Origin of the sequence: Streptomyces sp. NPDC060002 (assembly GCF_042737245.1) — a bacterium.
GTDB lineage: Bacteria > Actinomycetota > Actinomycetes > Streptomycetales > Streptomycetaceae > Streptomyces.
In genome coordinates, this window is record NZ_JBHWUW010000007.1 from 73,382 (window position 1) to 89,544 (window position 16,163).

General features: G+C 73.7%; 15 protein-coding genes and 1 pseudogene. 8 read left to right on the top strand and 8 right to left on the bottom strand.

Annotation, left to right across the window (positions count from 1 at the left end; all coding sequences use genetic code 11):
* Positions 1–135: 135 nt before the first annotated feature.
* Together ACFWBD_RS09255 and ACFWBD_RS09260 are read left to right on the top strand one after the other, a co-directional pair.
* Entirely contained in the window at positions 136–1,068 is a 933-nt protein-coding gene (locus ACFWBD_RS09255; RefSeq protein ID WP_385664869.1) for an NADP-dependent oxidoreductase, read from the top strand.
* A complete protein-coding gene (locus ACFWBD_RS09260) occupies positions 1,065–1,793 on the top strand; it encodes a GNAT family N-acetyltransferase (protein WP_385664872.1) in 729 nt (242 codons plus the stop codon). The genes ACFWBD_RS09255 and ACFWBD_RS09260 overlap by 4 nt, the downstream gene beginning before the upstream one ends.
* A gap of 16 nt (positions 1,794–1,809) precedes the next feature.
* Here the strand turns inward: ACFWBD_RS09260 and ACFWBD_RS09265 are convergent, their stop codons facing one another.
* Positions 1,810–2,271 carry a MarR family winged helix-turn-helix transcriptional regulator gene (locus ACFWBD_RS09265; protein WP_385664875.1) on the bottom strand — a complete coding sequence of 154 codons (462 nt, stop codon included), beginning with the start codon at positions 2,269–2,271 and terminating at the stop codon, positions 1,810–1,812.
* 250 nt (positions 2,272–2,521) lie between these two features.
* Between ACFWBD_RS09265 and ACFWBD_RS09270 the strand changes: the two genes are divergently transcribed.
* On the top strand, positions 2,522–3,358 hold the full coding sequence (locus ACFWBD_RS09270; RefSeq protein WP_385664878.1) for a putative protein N(5)-glutamine methyltransferase: 837 nt from the start codon (positions 2,522–2,524) through the stop codon (positions 3,356–3,358).
* Here ACFWBD_RS09270 and ACFWBD_RS09275 read toward each other — a convergent pair.
* The gene (locus tag ACFWBD_RS09275) at positions 3,351–4,043 is read right to left on the bottom strand and encodes a hypothetical protein (RefSeq protein WP_385664880.1); all 693 of its coding nucleotides are present in this window, start codon (positions 4,041–4,043) and stop codon (positions 3,351–3,353) included. The genes ACFWBD_RS09270 and ACFWBD_RS09275 overlap by 8 nt on opposite strands.
* A 118-nt stretch (positions 4,044–4,161) precedes the next feature.
* A complete protein-coding gene (locus ACFWBD_RS09280; RefSeq protein ID WP_385664883.1) occupies positions 4,162–6,228 on the bottom strand; it encodes a SpoIIE family protein phosphatase in 2,067 nt (688 codons plus the stop codon).
* A gap of 240 nt (positions 6,229–6,468) precedes the next feature.
* Between ACFWBD_RS09280 and ACFWBD_RS09285 the strand changes: the two genes are divergently transcribed.
* The 4 genes from ACFWBD_RS09285 (at position 6,469) to ACFWBD_RS09300 (ending at position 10,633) form a co-directional block, all read left to right on the top strand.
* The gene (locus tag ACFWBD_RS09285) at positions 6,469–7,371 is read left to right on the top strand and encodes a hypothetical protein (protein WP_385664886.1); all 903 of its coding nucleotides are present in this window, start codon (positions 6,469–6,471) and stop codon (positions 7,369–7,371) included.
* 154 nt (positions 7,372–7,525) lie between these two features.
* Positions 7,526–7,894 (top strand): hypothetical protein, encoded by a 369-nt coding sequence (locus ACFWBD_RS09290; protein WP_385664889.1) that lies wholly within the window; start codon positions 7,526–7,528, stop codon positions 7,892–7,894.
* A 116-nt stretch (positions 7,895–8,010) separates the two neighbouring features.
* Positions 8,011–10,026 (top strand): FAD-dependent oxidoreductase, encoded by a 2,016-nt coding sequence (locus ACFWBD_RS09295; protein WP_385664892.1) that lies wholly within the window; start codon positions 8,011–8,013, stop codon positions 10,024–10,026.
* Positions 10,027–10,057: 31 nt separating this feature from the next.
* Positions 10,058–10,633 (top strand): PadR family transcriptional regulator, encoded by a 576-nt coding sequence (locus ACFWBD_RS09300; RefSeq protein ID WP_385664894.1) that lies wholly within the window; start codon positions 10,058–10,060, stop codon positions 10,631–10,633.
* On the opposite strand, the gene ACFWBD_RS09305 is transcribed toward ACFWBD_RS09300, so the two are convergent.
* Both ACFWBD_RS09305 and ACFWBD_RS09310 read right to left on the bottom strand, forming a co-directional pair.
* A complete protein-coding gene (locus tag ACFWBD_RS09305) occupies positions 10,630–11,181 on the bottom strand; it encodes a hypothetical protein (RefSeq protein ID WP_385664897.1) in 552 nt (183 codons plus the stop codon). The two genes, ACFWBD_RS09300 and ACFWBD_RS09305, sit on opposite strands and share 4 nt — an antisense overlap.
* A gap of 334 nt (positions 11,182–11,515) precedes the next feature.
* Complete coding sequence (locus tag ACFWBD_RS09310) at positions 11,516–12,490, bottom strand: fibronectin type III domain-containing protein (protein ID WP_385664900.1); 975 nt, start codon at positions 12,488–12,490, stop codon at positions 11,516–11,518.
* 396 nt (positions 12,491–12,886) lie between these two features.
* On the opposite strand from ACFWBD_RS09310, the pseudogene ACFWBD_RS09315 reads away from it, so the two are divergent.
* A pseudogene (locus ACFWBD_RS09315) lies at positions 12,887–13,585 on the top strand (glycoside hydrolase family 75 protein); the annotation flags it as partial.
* A gap of 421 nt (positions 13,586–14,006) precedes the next feature.
* Here ACFWBD_RS09315 and ACFWBD_RS09320 read toward each other — a convergent pair.
* From ACFWBD_RS09320 to dhaK, 3 genes are all read right to left on the bottom strand, one after another.
* The gene (locus ACFWBD_RS09320) at positions 14,007–14,417 is read right to left on the bottom strand and encodes a PTS fructose transporter subunit IIA (RefSeq protein ID WP_385664903.1); all 411 of its coding nucleotides are present in this window, start codon (positions 14,415–14,417) and stop codon (positions 14,007–14,009) included.
* A 6-nt stretch (positions 14,418–14,423) separates the two neighbouring features.
* Positions 14,424–15,035, bottom strand: a complete 612-nt coding sequence (dhaL, locus tag ACFWBD_RS09325; protein ID WP_385665289.1) for a dihydroxyacetone kinase subunit DhaL — start codon at positions 15,033–15,035, stop codon at positions 14,424–14,426.
* Positions 15,036–15,105: 70 nt separating this feature from the next.
* Complete coding sequence (gene dhaK / locus ACFWBD_RS09330; RefSeq protein WP_385664906.1) at positions 15,106–16,098, bottom strand: dihydroxyacetone kinase subunit DhaK; 993 nt, start codon at positions 16,096–16,098, stop codon at positions 15,106–15,108.
* Between the last annotated feature and the right edge of the window lie 65 nt (positions 16,099–16,163).

Genomic DNA, 16,163 nt, shown 5'->3' on the forward strand with positions numbered 1-16,163 from the left:
GGTCCGTCCGCCGATCATTAAGCCCGTATGAACAGTCCCGCGAGCGGGGAATAGCCGCCGCGCCCCGGCTCTTGCACGTGTCGTTCCGGGCCCAGCGGTCCAGCGGTCCGGTGCCAGCGAAGGAGAGTGGGAGCAATGCCGAAGGCGTACGTCTTCACCCGGTACGGCGGCCCGGAGACCGAGGCCCTCGTCGACCTGGACCGCCCCCGGCCAGGGCCCGGCGAGGTGCTCGTCGCGGTGCGCGCCGCGGGGGTGAACCCCGTCGACTGGAAGCAGCGCACGGGCTACCGGCGCCCCGGCGAGAGCGGTGAGCGCGCGTTCCCCTCGGTCCTGGGCAACGAGGTGGCCGGCGTCGTCGAGGAGACCGGCGAGGGAGTCACCGGGTTCGCGCCCGGCGAGGAGGTGTTCGGGACCGCGGTCGCGGGCGGCTACGCCGAGTACGCGCTGCTGGCCGCCGGCATCACCGCGCACAAGCCCGCCGGGCTGTCGTTCACCGACGCCGCGACCCTCCCCGTGGCCGCCGCGACCGCCTACGACGGTGTGCACCAGCTCGACCTGCCGGCCGGGGCGACGCTGCTGGTCACCGGAGCGGGCGGCGGAGTCGGTGTCGCCATCGCGCAGATCGCCCGCGCCCGTGGACTGCGGGTCGTGGGCGTCGCGAGCGAGGGCAAGAAGGACTTCCTCGAGTCGCTGGGCGCCGTGCACGTGCCGTCCGGCCCGGACTGGGCGGAAGGCGTGCGCCTGGCCGCCCCGGACGGCGTCGACGGCGTCTACGACCTGGTCGGCGGCGAAGTGCTGCACGAGGCGGCCGGCCTGGTGCGGGACCGCTCCCGGCTGATCACCGCCGGAGCCCCGGCCGAGGAGGTCGAGCGGCTCGGCGGAGCCCGGGTGGCGCGCGCCCGCGACACAACCGTTCTGCGGGCGGTGGCGGACCTGGTCGTCCGCGGCGACCTGAACCCGCATGTCACCCGCACGTTCCCGCTGGAGCGGGCGGGCGAGGCGCTGCGCGAGGTCGAGAGCGGCCACGCCCGGGGCAAGGTCGTCCTGGAGATCGGAGCGGACGCATGAGCGCCATGGAGCCCCCGCACGTCCTCGACAACCCCGCCCTCGCCTCCCTGACCGGTCCGCACGCCCACTTCGCCGAGCGTCGGGGCCGGGTGCTGCGCTACCCCGTCGACGTGTCGCCCTGGCTGGCGCTGCCGGACGAGCCGGACGCGGACGACTGGGCGGATCTGGCGGCGCTCGCCGGTCCCGGCGCGGAGGTCCCGCTGCCGGGCTTCCGCGGTGAGCTCCCGCCCGGGTGGGAGCTCACCCTCCAGATCGAGGGCGTGCAGTTCGTCGACGACGGGCTGGCCGCCGCACCCGAACCCGAGGCGGTCCGGCTCGGCCCCGCCGACGTACCCGAGATCCTCGACCTGATCGCCCGCACCCAGCCGGGGCCGTTCGAGGCCCGGACCATCGAGCTCGGCACCTACCTGGGCATACGACGGGAGGGCACGCTGATCGCACTGGCCGGCGAGCGTCTGCACCCGCCGGGCTGGACCGAGATCAGCGCGGTCTGCACCGACCCCGCCTTCCGGGGCGAGGGCCTGGCGACCCGGCTGATCCTGGCCGTCGCCCACGGCATCCGCGAACGCGGCGAGACGCCCTTCCTGCACACCAGCGCCCGCAACACGGACGCCATCCGCCTCTACGAGTCGCTGGGCTTCCGGCTGCGCCGCCGAACGGCGTTCCTGGCGGCACGGGTGCCGGAGCGGCTGGGGGAGGGACGGGAGCCGGTCCCGGTGGCGTAGCGGACCGGCCGGGGGGTCACGGGGCCGTCGTGGGGTGCGGGCCGCTCCCGGCGGCGGGCCCGCGCCAGGCGTTGTAGCGCACCAGGTACTCCGCGAACCGCTCCAGGTCCGCCTCCGGCCACTGCGCCAGCCGTTCCCGGAAGGCCGTGCGGCGGCTCTCGGTGACCTGGGCGAGGATGTGGCGGCCCGCGTCGGTGAGATCGAGGACCTGGACGCGGTGGTCCTCGGGGTCCTGGCGCCGCTCGATCAGGCCGGCGCGCTCCAGGGCGCCGACCTGGCGGCTGACCGTGGACTTGTCCAGGGCGTAGTGCGCGGCGAGGTCGGTGGCCCGGCAGCCGCCGCTCTCCTCCAGGTGGCCCAGGAGTGTGTAGGACACCAGCGACAGCTCGGGGTGCAGCCGGCCCGCCGAGGCACGGGCCCGCCGGGCGAAGCTCGTCATCTCCCGCTGGATCGTCTCCACGGCCTCGGCTGCTTCCACCGGTCCTCCCTCACTAGCCTGGTTGCATAGTACAACTTGGCGGGGTGAGGGGCTCCGCGCCAGGAACGGCAGCCGATCTTTGGGGTAGGGTGGCCGTCCGGCTGCGGAGGTTCCCAGTCGCGCGAGGCCGAGGAGGTGAGACCCATTACCGCAGTGTCAGGTCGGGTGCTCTCCTCCCGTGACAGCGTGGATCGCCGCCGGTAGGCGACCGTGGGAGCGCCCTTCGGCTTCCGAAAGGCTTCTCGGCTTCATGCCCCCTCGTTCTGCTGCCTCTCCCGCCTCTTCTTCCCCTTCTTCCTCCTCGCTCTCCCCCTCTTCGTCCCGTGACGTCCTGGTCGCCGTGCTGCGTGGTGCCGGATGCGTCTTCGCGGAGGACGAGGCGGAGTTGATCCTCGCCGCGGCCCGCACGCCGGACGAGGCCGACGCGATGGCGGCCCGCCGGGCGGCGGGCCTGCCCCTCGAACACGTCGTCGGCTGGGCCGAGTTCCACGGTCTGCGGATCACCGTCGAGCCGGGCGTCTTCGTGCCCCGTCGCCGCACCGAGTTCCTCGTCGACCAGGCCCTCGCCGCGGTGCCGCACGCCTGCGTCGTCGTCGACCTGTGCTGTGGCTCGGGCGCGGTCGGCGCCGCCCTCGCCGCGTCCCTCGGGCAGGTGGAGCTGCACGCCGCGGACATCGACGCGGCGGCGGTGAGCTGCGCCCGGCGCAACATCGCCGACCACGGCGGACACGCCTACGTCGGCGACCTGTTCGCGGCGCTTCCCGGACAACTGCGCGGCCGCGTGGACATCTTGGCGGCGAACGTGCCCTACGTACCGAGCGGCGAGGTGCCCCTGCTGCCGGCGGAGGCCCGGGACCACGAGCCGCTCACCGCCCTCGACGGCGGCGGTGACGGGCTGGACGTGCTGCGCAGGGTCGCCGCCGAGGCGCCGCACTGGCTCGCCCCCGGCGGCTGTCTCCTCGTCGAGACCAGCGAGCGCCAGGCCCCCGCCGCCGCCGAGGCGTTCACCCGCAGCGGCCTGACGGTGCGCCTGGTGGAAGACGAGGAGCTGTACGCCCACGTGGTCGTCGGCACCAGGGTCAGGTAGCCGCTCCGCTGCCCGTGGGACCGGGGGAGCGGTCGTCCCCGCGGTTCCACGGGCCGTGCCCCGGAGCGCCGCCGCGACGGTCGCCCGGGCCGTGTTGCTCGAAGGTGCCGGACAGGACGCGGTCGGCGGTGTAGTCGTCACCGGAACGGGAGCCGACGACGAAGACGGTGTCGCCCTTCTTCAGCGCGTCGGCCCCGGAGGAGCCGGACGCGCCTTCGGCGGACACGGTCGCGTCCGAGCCCACCGTCCACGTCCACGAGGCGCCGTCCTCGCTCTTGACGGTGACCCGGTCGTCGGCCGCCTTCGTCACGGTGCCCCGCTGCCAGACGCGGACGACCCAGCCGCCGGTGGCGGGGTCCTCGACGGTCGCCTCGCCGTGCGCCGCGTCCCCGCCGGGGCCGGACCACGGGCCGCCGCGGCCGTGCCGTCCACCGGGCCCCTCGGAGGAGGAGGCGGACGGCGACGCCGACGGCGAGCCGCCACCGGAGTCACCCGAGGCCGCCGCGTACGCGACGGTGCCGCCGAGCGCCAGGACGGCGACGGTGGTCGCCGCGATCACCGCCCGTCCGCGGGCCGACCGGCGTCGCCACAGCGTGCGCGGGTCCGCACGGACCCGTTCCCCGTCGACCGGTCCCGAGAGCAGTTCGACCTCTTCCGGCCCTTCGGGCCTGTCCGGCTCCTGCATCACGGCTCACTCTCCTCGGCCACGACGGCGGCACCAGTGCCACGCCTCACTGTGATTGTCCGGGGTGCCCGGTAAGGAAGCGATAACAAAAGCCTGTGAACCGGACGGGCGCCGCCGCTCACTCCCCGGCCCGCGCACGCGCCACGAGCAGCGCCACGTCGTCGTGGTTGTCGGGGTGGTGCAAGGCGCTCAGCAGCAGGTCGCACACCTCCTCCAGCGGCCGTGCGGGATCGTCCAGCAGCGCCAGCAGCGCCTCCAGACGTTCGTCGAGCGAGTGAGTGCGGGTCTCGACCAGGCCGTCGGTGTACAGCACGAGCTGCTCGCCGGGGGCGAAGTCGACGTCGGTCGTCGAGAACGGCACCCCGCCCACGCCCAGCGGCGCGCCGGTGGGCAGGTCGAGCAGCTCCGGCGGACGGCCCGGGCGGACGCGCACCGGCGGCAGATGCCCGGCGTTGGCGATCCGGCATCTCCCCAGCCGGGGGTCGTGGACGGCGTACACGCAGGTGGCGATGGAGTGGTCCAGTCCCTGGGTGATCCGGTCCAGGTGTTCCAGGAGGACCGCCGGATCGAGGTCGAGGGAGGCCAGTGTGGTCGTCGCGGTGCGCAGCCGGCCCATCGTGGCGGCGGCGTCGATCCCGCTGCCCATCACGTCACCCACGACGAGCGCCGTCTTGCCGTCCGGGAGCGGGATGACGTCGAACCAGTCGCCGCCGACCTCGGTGGTGGCGCCCGCGGGCTGGTAGCGGGAGGCGACCTCGAGGCCGCCGGTGACGGGCGGATGGCTCGGCAGCAGGCTGCGCTGGAGGGTGAGCGCGGTGGTGCGGGCGCTCTGGTACCAGCGGGCGTTGTCGATCTGGACGGCCGCCCGGGCCGCCAGCTCGCGCGCGAGCAGCAGGTCGTCGTGGCCGAACGGCAGTGGATTGCGGGTCCGTTTGAGGTCGAGGGCGCCCAGCACCTCGCCCCGGGCGATGAGCGGCACGGCCAGATAGGAGTGCACCCCGGCCCGCGCCAGCAGGGCGGCCGCTTCCGGGGAGTGCGCGATGCGCCCGAGGTCCTCGTCCTTGACCTGGGCCACCATGACGGGCCGGCCCGAGCGTACGCACTCGGTGACGAGCCGGTCGGGCGCGTAGCGGGCCACCTGGCCGGGCTGGTCGGCCGCCCGCAGCGCGTCCGGCTCGTCGGCGGCGCGCACCGCCAGGGCGCGGATCACGGCGGATTCGGCGGGTCCGAGGTTGGTGCGGCGGCCCGACATCACCGCGTCGAGCAGGTCCACCGCGGCCACGTCCGCCAGTTCCGGCACGGCCACGTCGGCCAGTTCGAAGGCCGTGCGCTCCAGGTCCAGGGTGGTGCCGATCCGGGCGGAGGCGTCCGCGATCAGCGCCAGCCGGCGGCGTGCCGCCTCGGCCTCGACGGCCGCCCGGTGCCGGTCGGTGACGTCGATGACCGAGACGGCCACGCCCAGCACGGTGCCGCGGGCGTCCTCCAGGCGGTACAGGGAGAGGGACCAGGCGTGGTCCTCGTCCGGGTCGGCGGGGGTGCGGCCGACCGTGGACCGGTCGACGAGCGGCTCCCCGGTCCGCAGCACCTGGCGTGCCGCTGCCTCCAGGGCTTCCGCGTCCAGCCGGGGCAGCACCTCGTGTACGGTCCGGCCGAGGTGATCCGCGGCCGGAACGCCGTTCATCCGCTCCAGTGCCGGGTTGACCGAGACGAACCGCAGGTCGGTGTCCAGGACGGCGAGGCCGTTGGGGGACTGCGCGACCATCCGCGTCGACAGCGCCAGGTCCCGTTCCAGCCGGCGTACCGTCGTCCGGTCGGTGGCGAGACCCAGGGCGTAGACGTCGCCCCGGTCGTCCATGAGCCGCATGTTGCGGAACTCCACCAACCGGGTGGTGCCGTCCTTGCGCAGGATCGGGAACGCCCCCGCCCAGCTCTCACCCGTGGCCATGACGTCGGCGAACAGCTGCACGACCAGGTCGACGTGCCGTTCGTGGACCATCACATGGGCCGCGTACCGGCCCAGCGCCTCATTGGCCGAGTACCCGAAAAGCTCCTCGGCCTGCGGGCTCCACAGGGCGATGCGCCCCTGGGTGTCGAGCACCACAGAGGCCACGTTGAGCACGTCCAGCAGACCGCTGGGCCCGGTAGGGCCACCGCTCTCAGCCGCGGACGATCCGGCTTCGTTCATGCCACGCACCGCCTCCGCGTATTGATGCGGCACGCCGTCCCCCGTGCCGACTCCCCTGTTCTACCGTGCTCAACCCTTTTCTCCCACGCCTTGGGCGCCCTTCTTCATGCTCCTCCGGTACGGCGTCGCGCGCCGTTCTCCTCAAGGCCCGCACCTGTCCATGGAATTGGTCTGTACATGACCATCATGCCGGGCCAGACTGTCCGCCGAGCGCGCCCACCCCCCTCGACGAGGAGTCCCATGCCCCTGCGTCCTGCCCGCCGCCGTCGCACCACGGCCGGCACCGCCAGCACCGCCCGCGCCGGCTTCCTGGCGCTGGCCGTGGCAACGGTCACCGTCCTGGCCGCGGCTCCGCCCGCCACGGCCGCCGACACCTGGACCGAGGTCGGCTCCGACCGGGCCGACCCGCTGACCGAGAGCCAGGGCCTGACGTCGGTCGAGGTCCCGGCGGGCAGCGCCAACCGCTACACCGGCATCGGCACCATTCCCTTCTCGGTCTCCACCCGGGGCTGGAACCACGTCGGCGACCCCGACGCCTCCTACGACGGCTACTACGTCGAGCCGTACCAGAGCGACTCGAACAACGCGAAGATGTACCGCGTGCAGGCGCCCGGCGGTGCCTGGTCGGAGTACGTCCACGCGCTCGGCTCCGGCGAGGCCCTGAACAACTCCTGGGCGGCGATCACCCCGAACAGTCAGTGGATGCTGTCCGGCGAGTGGGGCACCATGACCCGGTTCCTCGTCTTCCCGACCCCCGGCGCCAACTCCGCCACCTCGCCCTCCGCGAACCTGCCGCAGGTGTCGACCGTCCGCCTCGACCATGCCGTGCGTGACGTCCAGGGCTGCGACTTCACCGGCCCGACCACCCTGCTGTGCGCCTCGGACGACCCGGCGGGCACCCTCTTCGGCATCACCAAACCCCTCCTCCAGATCGACCTGTCCGCCGAACCGAACGGCACCTCCGACGTCACCGGGCATGTCACCGCGCTGCGCCGGCTCCCGCTGCGCAGCTCCTGCACGGGCACGTTCGAAGCGGAGGGCATCGACTACGACCGCCGTTCCGGCACCCTGCGGGTGATCGTCGTGTCGCCCGGGTTCTGTGTGCTGACCGACAGCAAGACCTACCGCTTCACCCGGAGCTGACCGAGCCGAGACCGGGGCCGGGCGGGGCCGGGCGGGCCTCCGGCGCCCCTCCTGTCGCTGGTCCCACTCGGAAAGTGGTGCTTTTCTGGGGATGTGGCGCGGTTCGCGGGGAACCCGCACCTCCACGCCACATCCCACGAGAGGAGCGATCACGATGGATCGCGAACGACCGCACGAGGAGTCCGTCTCCGTCGAGATCAGCGGATGCAGCAAGGAGGACGCCCGGATCGTGTTCGACATGCTGGGCGAGTGCTTCGAGTCGGACCGCGGCAGCGACGAGCTGCCGCAGCAGTTGCACGAGAGCCGCCCGATGGTGTGGCTCGGCACCTTCGAGGTGACCGAGGCGCACGACTGTGCCCGGCCGGCCCGGCTCTCGTCCTCCGTGGAGGCCGACGCGCAGGGCAGCTACTGGGCGATCGAGCGGCTGCGCGCCACGCTGGACTCGGTCTTCGCGGTGCGTGACCTCTCCTCGGCCTCCGGGGACCAGGAGCGGGAGCTGCACGTCCTGCTGGAGAGCCGGTGAGGCGGCGTCGCCGGTGACCTGCGGCACATGACCCCGATCCCATTGTGCAACTAGTTGCATAAACCGTGCGCGGTCCTCTAGAACTGGAGGGAAGACACCGCGCACGGAGGGCTGTCATGAGCCGTTACCCGCACCTGCTGAGCCCGCTCGACCTGGGCTTCACCACGCTGCCCAACCGCGTCCTGATGGGCTCGATGCACGTCGGCCTGGAGGAGGCCGAGCACGGCTTCGAGCGCATGGCCGAGTTCTACGCCGCCCGGGCACGCGGGGGAGTGGGCCTCATCGTCACCGGCGGCATCGCCCCGAACGACGAAGGGCGGCCGGGCGAGGGCGGCGCCAAGCTCACCACGGACGCGGAGGCCGAGCAGCACCGGGCGATCACTGACGCCGTGCACCGCGAGGGCGGCCGCATCGCGATGCAGATCCTGCACTTCGGCCGGTACGCCTACCACCGGGACCTGGTCGCCCCGAGCCCCCTCCAGGCGCCGATCAGCGCCTTCCCGCCCCGCGAGCTGACCGACGCCGACATCGAGCGGACCATCGACGACTACGCCCGCGCCGCCCGCCTCGCCCGGCAGGCCGGCTACGACGGCGTCGAGATCATGGGCTCCGAGGGCTACCTCGTCAACGAGTTCATCGCGGCGCAGACCAACCACCGCACCGACCGCTGGGGCGGCTCGTACGAGAACCGCACGCGCTTCCCCCTCGAGATCGTGCGGCGGGTGCGCGAGGCCGTCGGCGAGGACTTCATCGTCATCTACCGGCTGTCCATGCTGGACCTGGTGCCCGGCGGCTCGACCCTGGACGAGGTCGTCACCCTCGCGAAGGCCGTCGAGGAGGCCGGCGCGACCATCATCAACACCGGCATCGGCTGGCACGAGGCGCGCATCCCCACCATCGCCACCTCCGTGCCGCGCGGCGCCTACACCTGGGTGACGAAGAAGCTCATGGGCGCGGTCTCCGTGCCGCTCGTCACCACCAACCGCATCAACACCCCCGAACTCGCCGAGGAACTCCTCGCCGACGGCTGTGCGGACATGGTGTCGATGGCCCGTCCGATGCTCGCCGACCCCGAGTTCGTGGCCAAGGCCGCGGCCGGCCGCCCCGAGGCCATCAACACCTGCATCGGCTGCAACCAGGCCTGCCTCGACCACACCTTCAGCGGAAAGATCACCTCCTGCCTGGTCAATCCGCGCGCCTGCCACGAGACCGAGCTGATCCTCGCCCCGACCCGGCTGCGCAAGCGGGTCGCGGTGGTGGGCGCCGGCCCGGCGGGTCTCGCCTGTGCCGTGAGCGCCGCCGAACGCGGCCATGACGTCACCCTCTTCGACGCCGCGAGCGAGATCGGCGGCCAGCTCAACGTGGCCCGCAAGGTCCCCGGCAAGCAGGAGTTCGACGAGACGCTGCGCTACTTCCGCCACCAGCTCGACGCGCACGGCGTGGACGTACGGCTCGACACACACGTCGCCGCCGGGGACCTGGCCGAGTACGACGAGGTCGTCGTCGCCACCGGCGTCAGCCCCCGCACCCCCGACATTCCCGGCGTCGACCACCCGAGCGTCGTCGGCTATCTCGACGTCCTGCGCGACGGCGCGCCCGTCGGCGACCGCGTCGCGATCCTCGGCGCGGGCGGCATCGGCTTCGACGTCGCCGAGTTCCTCACCGACGGCGGCGACAAGGTGAACGAGGACCCGGCGGCCTACTTCCGCCAGTGGGGCGTCGACATGGACTACGCGGGCCCCGGCGGGCTCGCCGCCCCCGAGCGCCCCGCCCCGCCGCGCACGGTCCACCTCCTCCAGCGCAAGACCGGCAAGGTCGGCGCGGGCCTCGGCAGGACCACCGGCTGGATCCACCGCACCGAGCTCAAGCACCGGGGCGTCACGATGGTTCCCGGGGTGCGCTACGACCGGATCGACGACGCCGGGCTGCACCTCACCGTCGGCGAGCAGAGCATGCTCCTGGAGGTCGACACCATCGTGCTGTGCACGGGCCAGGACCCGCGCCGGGACCTGTACGAGGCGCTGCTCGCCGACGGCGCGAAGGCGCACCTCATCGGGGGTGCCGACGTCGCCGCCGAACTGGACGCCAAGCGCGCCGTCCAGCAGGGCACGGAACTGGCGGCGGCGCTGTAGGACCGTACCGGCGCCTCCCTAGGATGACTGCATGTCACTCCCGCACGCGATCCTCACCGCCCTCCTCGAGAGGCCCTCGTCGGGGCTGGATCTGACCCGCCGGTTCGACAGGTCGATCGGCTACTTCTGGTCGGCCACGCACCAGCAGATCTATCGCGAGCTGGGAAAACTGGAGTCCGAGGGGCATATCCGGGCGCTGCCGGCACAGGCGCCGGCCCGCGGGCAGAAGAAGGCCTACGAGGTACTGCCCGCGGGACGCGCCGAACTCGCCCGGTGGACGGCGGCCGCCCAGGACCCGAAGCCGCACCGTGACGCCATGCTGCTGCGGCTGCGCGCCGCGGCGGTCGTCGGCACGGCCGGCCTCGAGGCCGACCTGCGCCGCCATCTCGACCTGCACCGGCGGCAGTTGGCCGAGTACGAGGAGATCGAGAAGCGCGACTTCCCGCCCGGCGACGACAGCGCGCAGGCCAGGCTTCAGCACCTGGTCCTGCGCGCGGGCATCGAGCTGGAGACCTTCTGGACGCAGTGGCTCACCGAGGCCATCGACGAACTGCCCGCGGCCGGTGACGGGACCGCCTGGAGCCCGGCCGGTGACGGGACCGCCTAGAGCCGGTACGGCTTCGAGCGGCGGCGCAGGAACCAGGCCGCCGCGATGACGCCCGTCCCCACCAGCGCCCCGCCCACCCCCATGGCGACGGGGCCGTAGTCGCGGGCCGCGCCGCCGAGGCCGCCCATGACGCCCCGCGAGGGCGAGGCCGTGGCCGTGGGCGTCGTCGAGACCCTCGGGGTGACCGGCGTGGAGACGATCACCGACTGGGTGCCCGCGGTGCTGCCGTTGGAGCACATGACGACCACGGTGTACGTGCCCGGGGAGACGCCGGACCAGGCGGCGGACTGGCCGGCGGCCGTACCGGACAGGGCGACCTGGCGCCCCTGGGCGAAACTCGCCTGGGCGCTGCCGAGCAGTGCCGCCGTGCCCCAGCTGCCGTTGATCTGGGTGCAGGCGCTGGTCACGACCGACACCGTGGAGCCGGTCGTGCTCACGGAGATGCCCGAAGCCCGGGCCACGGCCGGCTGGGCGGTGAGGGCGAGCGGCAGCGCGGCGGCGGCTGCCACGGTCAGTCCTGAGCGGACGAGGAAACGGGAAGTGCGCATGGGATGTCCTCCGCGGCGGCACGGTTGGCGGTACATCCCTTGCGCCGCCGAAGGTCGGGTACGCCCGTGCTGCCTCAGGGGCAGCCAACGCGCCCCGGCCCCGCCCCGCATGCGGACGGCCACCGGCCAGGTGACGGATTCCTTCGGACGGCCCATGCCGACCGCCCTCCCCGCCCTGTGGCCGACCCGCGGCCCGAGGGACGCCCCGACCGCGCCCCGACCGCGGCGCGGCCCGCGGCGCGACGGGCGGCGCGACGGCCGGCCGATGGGCGGCTGGGCGCCGTGGCCCCGAGCCGTGGCCCCGAGCCGTGGGCCGTGCCGCCGGCACGGCCGCTCACCGCCGCGCGCCCGTCGTCACCGTGCGCTCCACCGAGAACGCGCCCCATGTGCCGTCCGGCAGCCGGGCCCGCAGCCGCACCCGGTGTCCGGCCCCTTCTTCCCGCCCCACGTAGAAGCTGTACGCAGCCCTCCCCGGTGGCGGGGTCCCGCCCCACACCAGCGAGGTGGCCGGCTGACCGTCGAGCTGGATCTGGTACTCCGTGACCACGCCGTCCACCCGGGGCGGCACCCACGACAGGTTGAGGTAGTACGACCCGTCGGCGAGGTGGACGCTCGCCCGGAAGCCGGCCGGCGCGGTGTCCGCCCCCTCGTCGTCACCCGGCGCGGTGGTCAGGCGCACGGGAGTACCGGCGGACGAGACGTTGTCGGCCGCGTCCCTGGCCCGGACGGTGAACGAGTAGCGCGCGCCGGGACGCAGTCCCGTGACGACCGTCGCCGTCTGGCCCCCGCCGACGCTGTGGATCCGCACGCCGCCCTGGTAGACGTCGTAGGACACCACCTTCCGGTCGTCCGTGGACGCCGTCCAGGACAGCTGGACGGCCCGGCTCCCGGCGGCCCGGCCGGTCACCGCGCCCGGCGGGGTCGGCGGCGAGCGGTCCGCCGCGGCGGCCGCCGGTGTCGTGGCCCGCGCCTCGCGGCTGCGCGGACCGAGCCGCCCGTCGCCGTCGCGGGCCCGGACGGCGAAGACGTACGTGGTCGACGGCGAGAGGCGGACGACGTCCAGCATGTGCGCGGAGCCGGGCACCTCCTGGACCTTCTCGCTGCCGCGGTACACCTCGTAGACGCTGACCGCGGGATCCGCGGCGACCGCGTTCCACATGACGTGCACGCTCGTCGCGCTGCCGGCCTGTGCGGTGACCCCGGTCGGGGCGCCCGGCGCCCGTCCGTCGCCGTCGGGCCCGCCCGCGCACCCGCAGCACAGGGCCGCCACCAGGCCGCACAGCACCACCCACAGCACAACGCGTCGCACGGCTTCGCCTCCCGGCCCGGCACGGCGGCAATGGTCCGGACCAATATGGCGTGGTGATGCGCATACATCAAGAGGGCGGTGAGGAGGGACCGCCGCCGGCGACCCCTTCCGGGGGTTACGTACGCTGACGTTCCGCACGGCTCAACTCGCCCTGAACGCTCATGAGTTCAAGCCGGTGGCGCGGACCGCTGTCGTCGCTGATCCCGCGCCGCCACAGTGGCCCGGGGCCCGGAGCCGAAACGGCGTCCGGGCCCCCGGCCCTCTGTCGCACCCGCACCGCCGGGCTCCCGAGAACGCTTCCGTGCTCCGTACGGCCCCCTCGGGGTGGCCCCGGGGCGTGACCGACACCAGATTGATCCGAGTGTCCGTCAATGCCCCCACGAGAGGGTCCCTATCGTGCGCGTCCAGTCGCTGACGCTGGCCGCGGCCGGCCTTGCCCTGCTGGCCCCGACCACCTCACCCGCCGCCCCGCATCCGTCCGCGGGCGCCCTCGGAGCTTCGGCGCCCCGGCGAGAAGGCTCGGTCCGCGCCGCCGACCTGCTGTCCCGGGTCCGTGACTGCACCCCCGTCTCGCGCGGCCGCTACAGCGCGGACGACGGCGCGCCGGCCACGATCCCGGTCTGCGGGACCGACGAGGCGGTGTTCTGGACGGCCGACATGGACATCGACTGCGACGGCCGTCCGGGCCCGGAGTGCAACAGCCTCACCGACCCGCTGTTCTCCGAGGGGACGGCCTACCAGCAGTCCGACGGCCGCTATCTGAGCGCCGAGACACTGCCCTACATCGTGGTGCCGGGGGTGAGCGGCATCTGGGACCACCGTGACCACGGGGTGCGCGGGGGGTCGGTCGCGGCCGTCGTCTACCAGGACCGGGTGCAGTACGCGGTCGTCGGCGACACGGGACCGAGCGAGATCATCGGAGAGGCGTCGTACGCCACCGCCAAGGCGCTCGGCATCCGCCCCGACCCGCGCGGCGGCGGCACCCCCTCCGGCGTCACGTACATCGTCTTCAAGGACTCCCGGGCGACTCCCATCGAGAGTCACGCCTCGGCGGTGGAGGTGGGGGAGCGGCTGGCGCGGCTCTTCGTGCGCGGCACGAAGGAACAGCCCCGCCCGCCGGAGACGCCGGCCGAGCCGGAGGAGCCGGCGGACGAATGGACGCCGGGCGGGCTCGCGGAGCCGCCCCAGGGCGAGGGCCGCGCGACACGGCGCACGGGGGCCGGCAGTCAGGGCCGCGCAGCAGCCAAGGGCGACCGCAAGACCACCCCAGAGGAGCCGAAGGCCCAGGAGGACCAGGGGGCCCAGGAGAACCAAGGGGACCAGGAGGCGTCGGAGGACGGCGAGGCTCAGGAGGCGTCGTGGGACGAAGCGGGCGACTCGGAGGCTCAGGAGGGTCTGGACGCCGAGGGGGACGAGGGGGACGAAGGGGACGCGTAAGCGAAACGGGGCGGCCCGGCTGTTCGGGCCGGGCCGCCCCTTCGACCCCGACCCCGTGTCACAGCCTCGCCGAGCCGCGTCACACCTTTCGGTAGCCGTACGCCTCCGCGGCCGCCGCCTCCACCGAGTCGAGGTCGGCGCCGGTCGCCGCCGTCACCACCGCGGCGACCGCGCCCTCCACGAACGGGGCGTCCACCAGCCGCGCGGTGTCGGGCAGTTCGTCGCCCTCCGCGAGCAGTGCCTTGACCGTGAGGACGGCGCTGCCCAGGTCGGTGAGGACCGCGACCCCGGCGCCCCGGTCCACCGAGGCGGCAGCGGCAGTGATCAGCTCGGCGCTCGTGCCCAGCCCGCCGCCCTCCGTACCGCCCGCCGCGGCGACCGGCACGGCCGGACCGCCGCCCACCAGGCCCAGCGCCAGCTCGGCCACCGCCGACGCGACCGCCGCGCTGTGCGACACCAGCACGATGCCCACCAGTTTGTCTTCGCTCACGGTGCCTCACTTCCTTCCCGCGCCCGCGCCCGCGTCGGCGAGGGCCGCGATGAGCAGCGCCGCCGAGGTGGCGCCCGGATCCTGGTGCCCGATGCTGCGCTCGCCGAGATAGCTGGCCCGGCCCTTGCGGGCCTGGAGCGGCGTCGTCGCCTCGGCGCCCTGCTCGGCGGCGGTGCGGGCGGCGCCGAAACCGTCGGGGAGGGCGTCGACCGCCGGCACCAGCGCGTCGATCATGGTCTTGTCGCCGGGCGCGGCACCGCCGAGCTGCATCACCGCGTCCACCCCGGTGCGCAGCGCCTCGGCGAACCGCTCCTCGTCCACCTCGGCCGCGTCCCCGAGCGCCTTCCCGGTCCGGCGCAGCAGCGTGCCGTACAGGGGCCCCGATGCCCCGCCGACCGTCGAGATCAGCGAGCGTCCCGCGAGCACCAGGACGGCGCCCGGCGTTTCGGGTGCCTCCTTCTCCAGCGCCGCGTTCACCGCGGTGAAGCCACGCCGGAGGTTGCTGCCGTGATCCGCGTCCCCGATGGGTGAGTCGAGGGCTGTGAGCCGGTCCGCCTCGCGGTCGACGGACGCGGCGGTCGCGGTCATCCAACGGCGGAAGAAGTCGGCGTCGAGCACTGGATCTCCTTGCATGGTCGGTACGGTCGGAGCGCCTGTCCCTGTCCCTGTCCCTGCCTCGGTCCCGGCCTCACACACCCCAGCGCAGCCCGGGGGTCCGCACCGGCGCGTCCCACAGCCGCAGCAGCTCCTCGTCCACCTGGCACAGGGTCACCGAGGCGCCGGCCATGTCGAGGGACGTCACGTAGTTGCCCACGAGCGTACGGGCGACCGCCACCCCCCGCTGGGCCAGCAGGCGGTGCACCTCGGCGTTGAAGCCGTACAGCTCCAGCAGGGGTGTCGCGCCCATGCCGTTGACCAGGAGGAGCACGGGACTGCGGGGCGTCATGTCGTCCAGGATCGCGTGGATCGCGAAGTCGGCGATCTCACCGGAGGTCATCATCGCCCGCCGCTCCCGCCCGGGCTCCCCGTGGATGCCGACGCCCAGCTCCAGCTCACCGGCCGGCAGATCGAAGGTCGGGCTGCCCTTGGCCGGTGTGGTGCACGCGCTGAGCGCCACGCCGAAGCTGCGGGAGTTCTCGTTCACCTGCCGGGCGAGCGCCTCGACCCGCTCCAGCGGCTGCCCCTCCTCGGCCGCCGCCCCCGCGATCTTCTCCACGAACAGCGTCGCGCCCGTGCCGCGCCGTCCGGCCGTGTAGAGGCTGTCGGTCACGGCGACGTCGTCGTCGACCAGGACCTTCGCGATCTGGATGCCCTCGTCCTCGGCCAGCTCGGCCGCCATGTCGAAGTTGAGCACATCGCCCGTGTAGTTCTTGACGATGAACAGCACACCCGCCCCGCTGTCCACGGCTGCCGCGGCACGCAGCATCTGATCCGGCACCGGTGAGGTGAACACCTCACCCGGGCAGGCCGCCGAGAGCATCCCCGGCCCCACGAACCCACCGTGCAGCGGCTCGTGCCCCGAGCCGCCGCCGGACACCAGCGCCACCTTGCCCGCCACCGGAGCGTCCCGCCGCACGACCACCCGGTTCTCGACGTCGACGGTCAGCTCGGGATGGGCGGCCGCCATTCCATGCAGCGCGTCCGCGACCACAGTCTCCGCAACGTTGATCAACATCTTCATCGGTACCTCCTGATGAGACGGACAAAGGAGCCTCTGGCCCCTGTTGTCGCAGGTCAGTGTCTCGA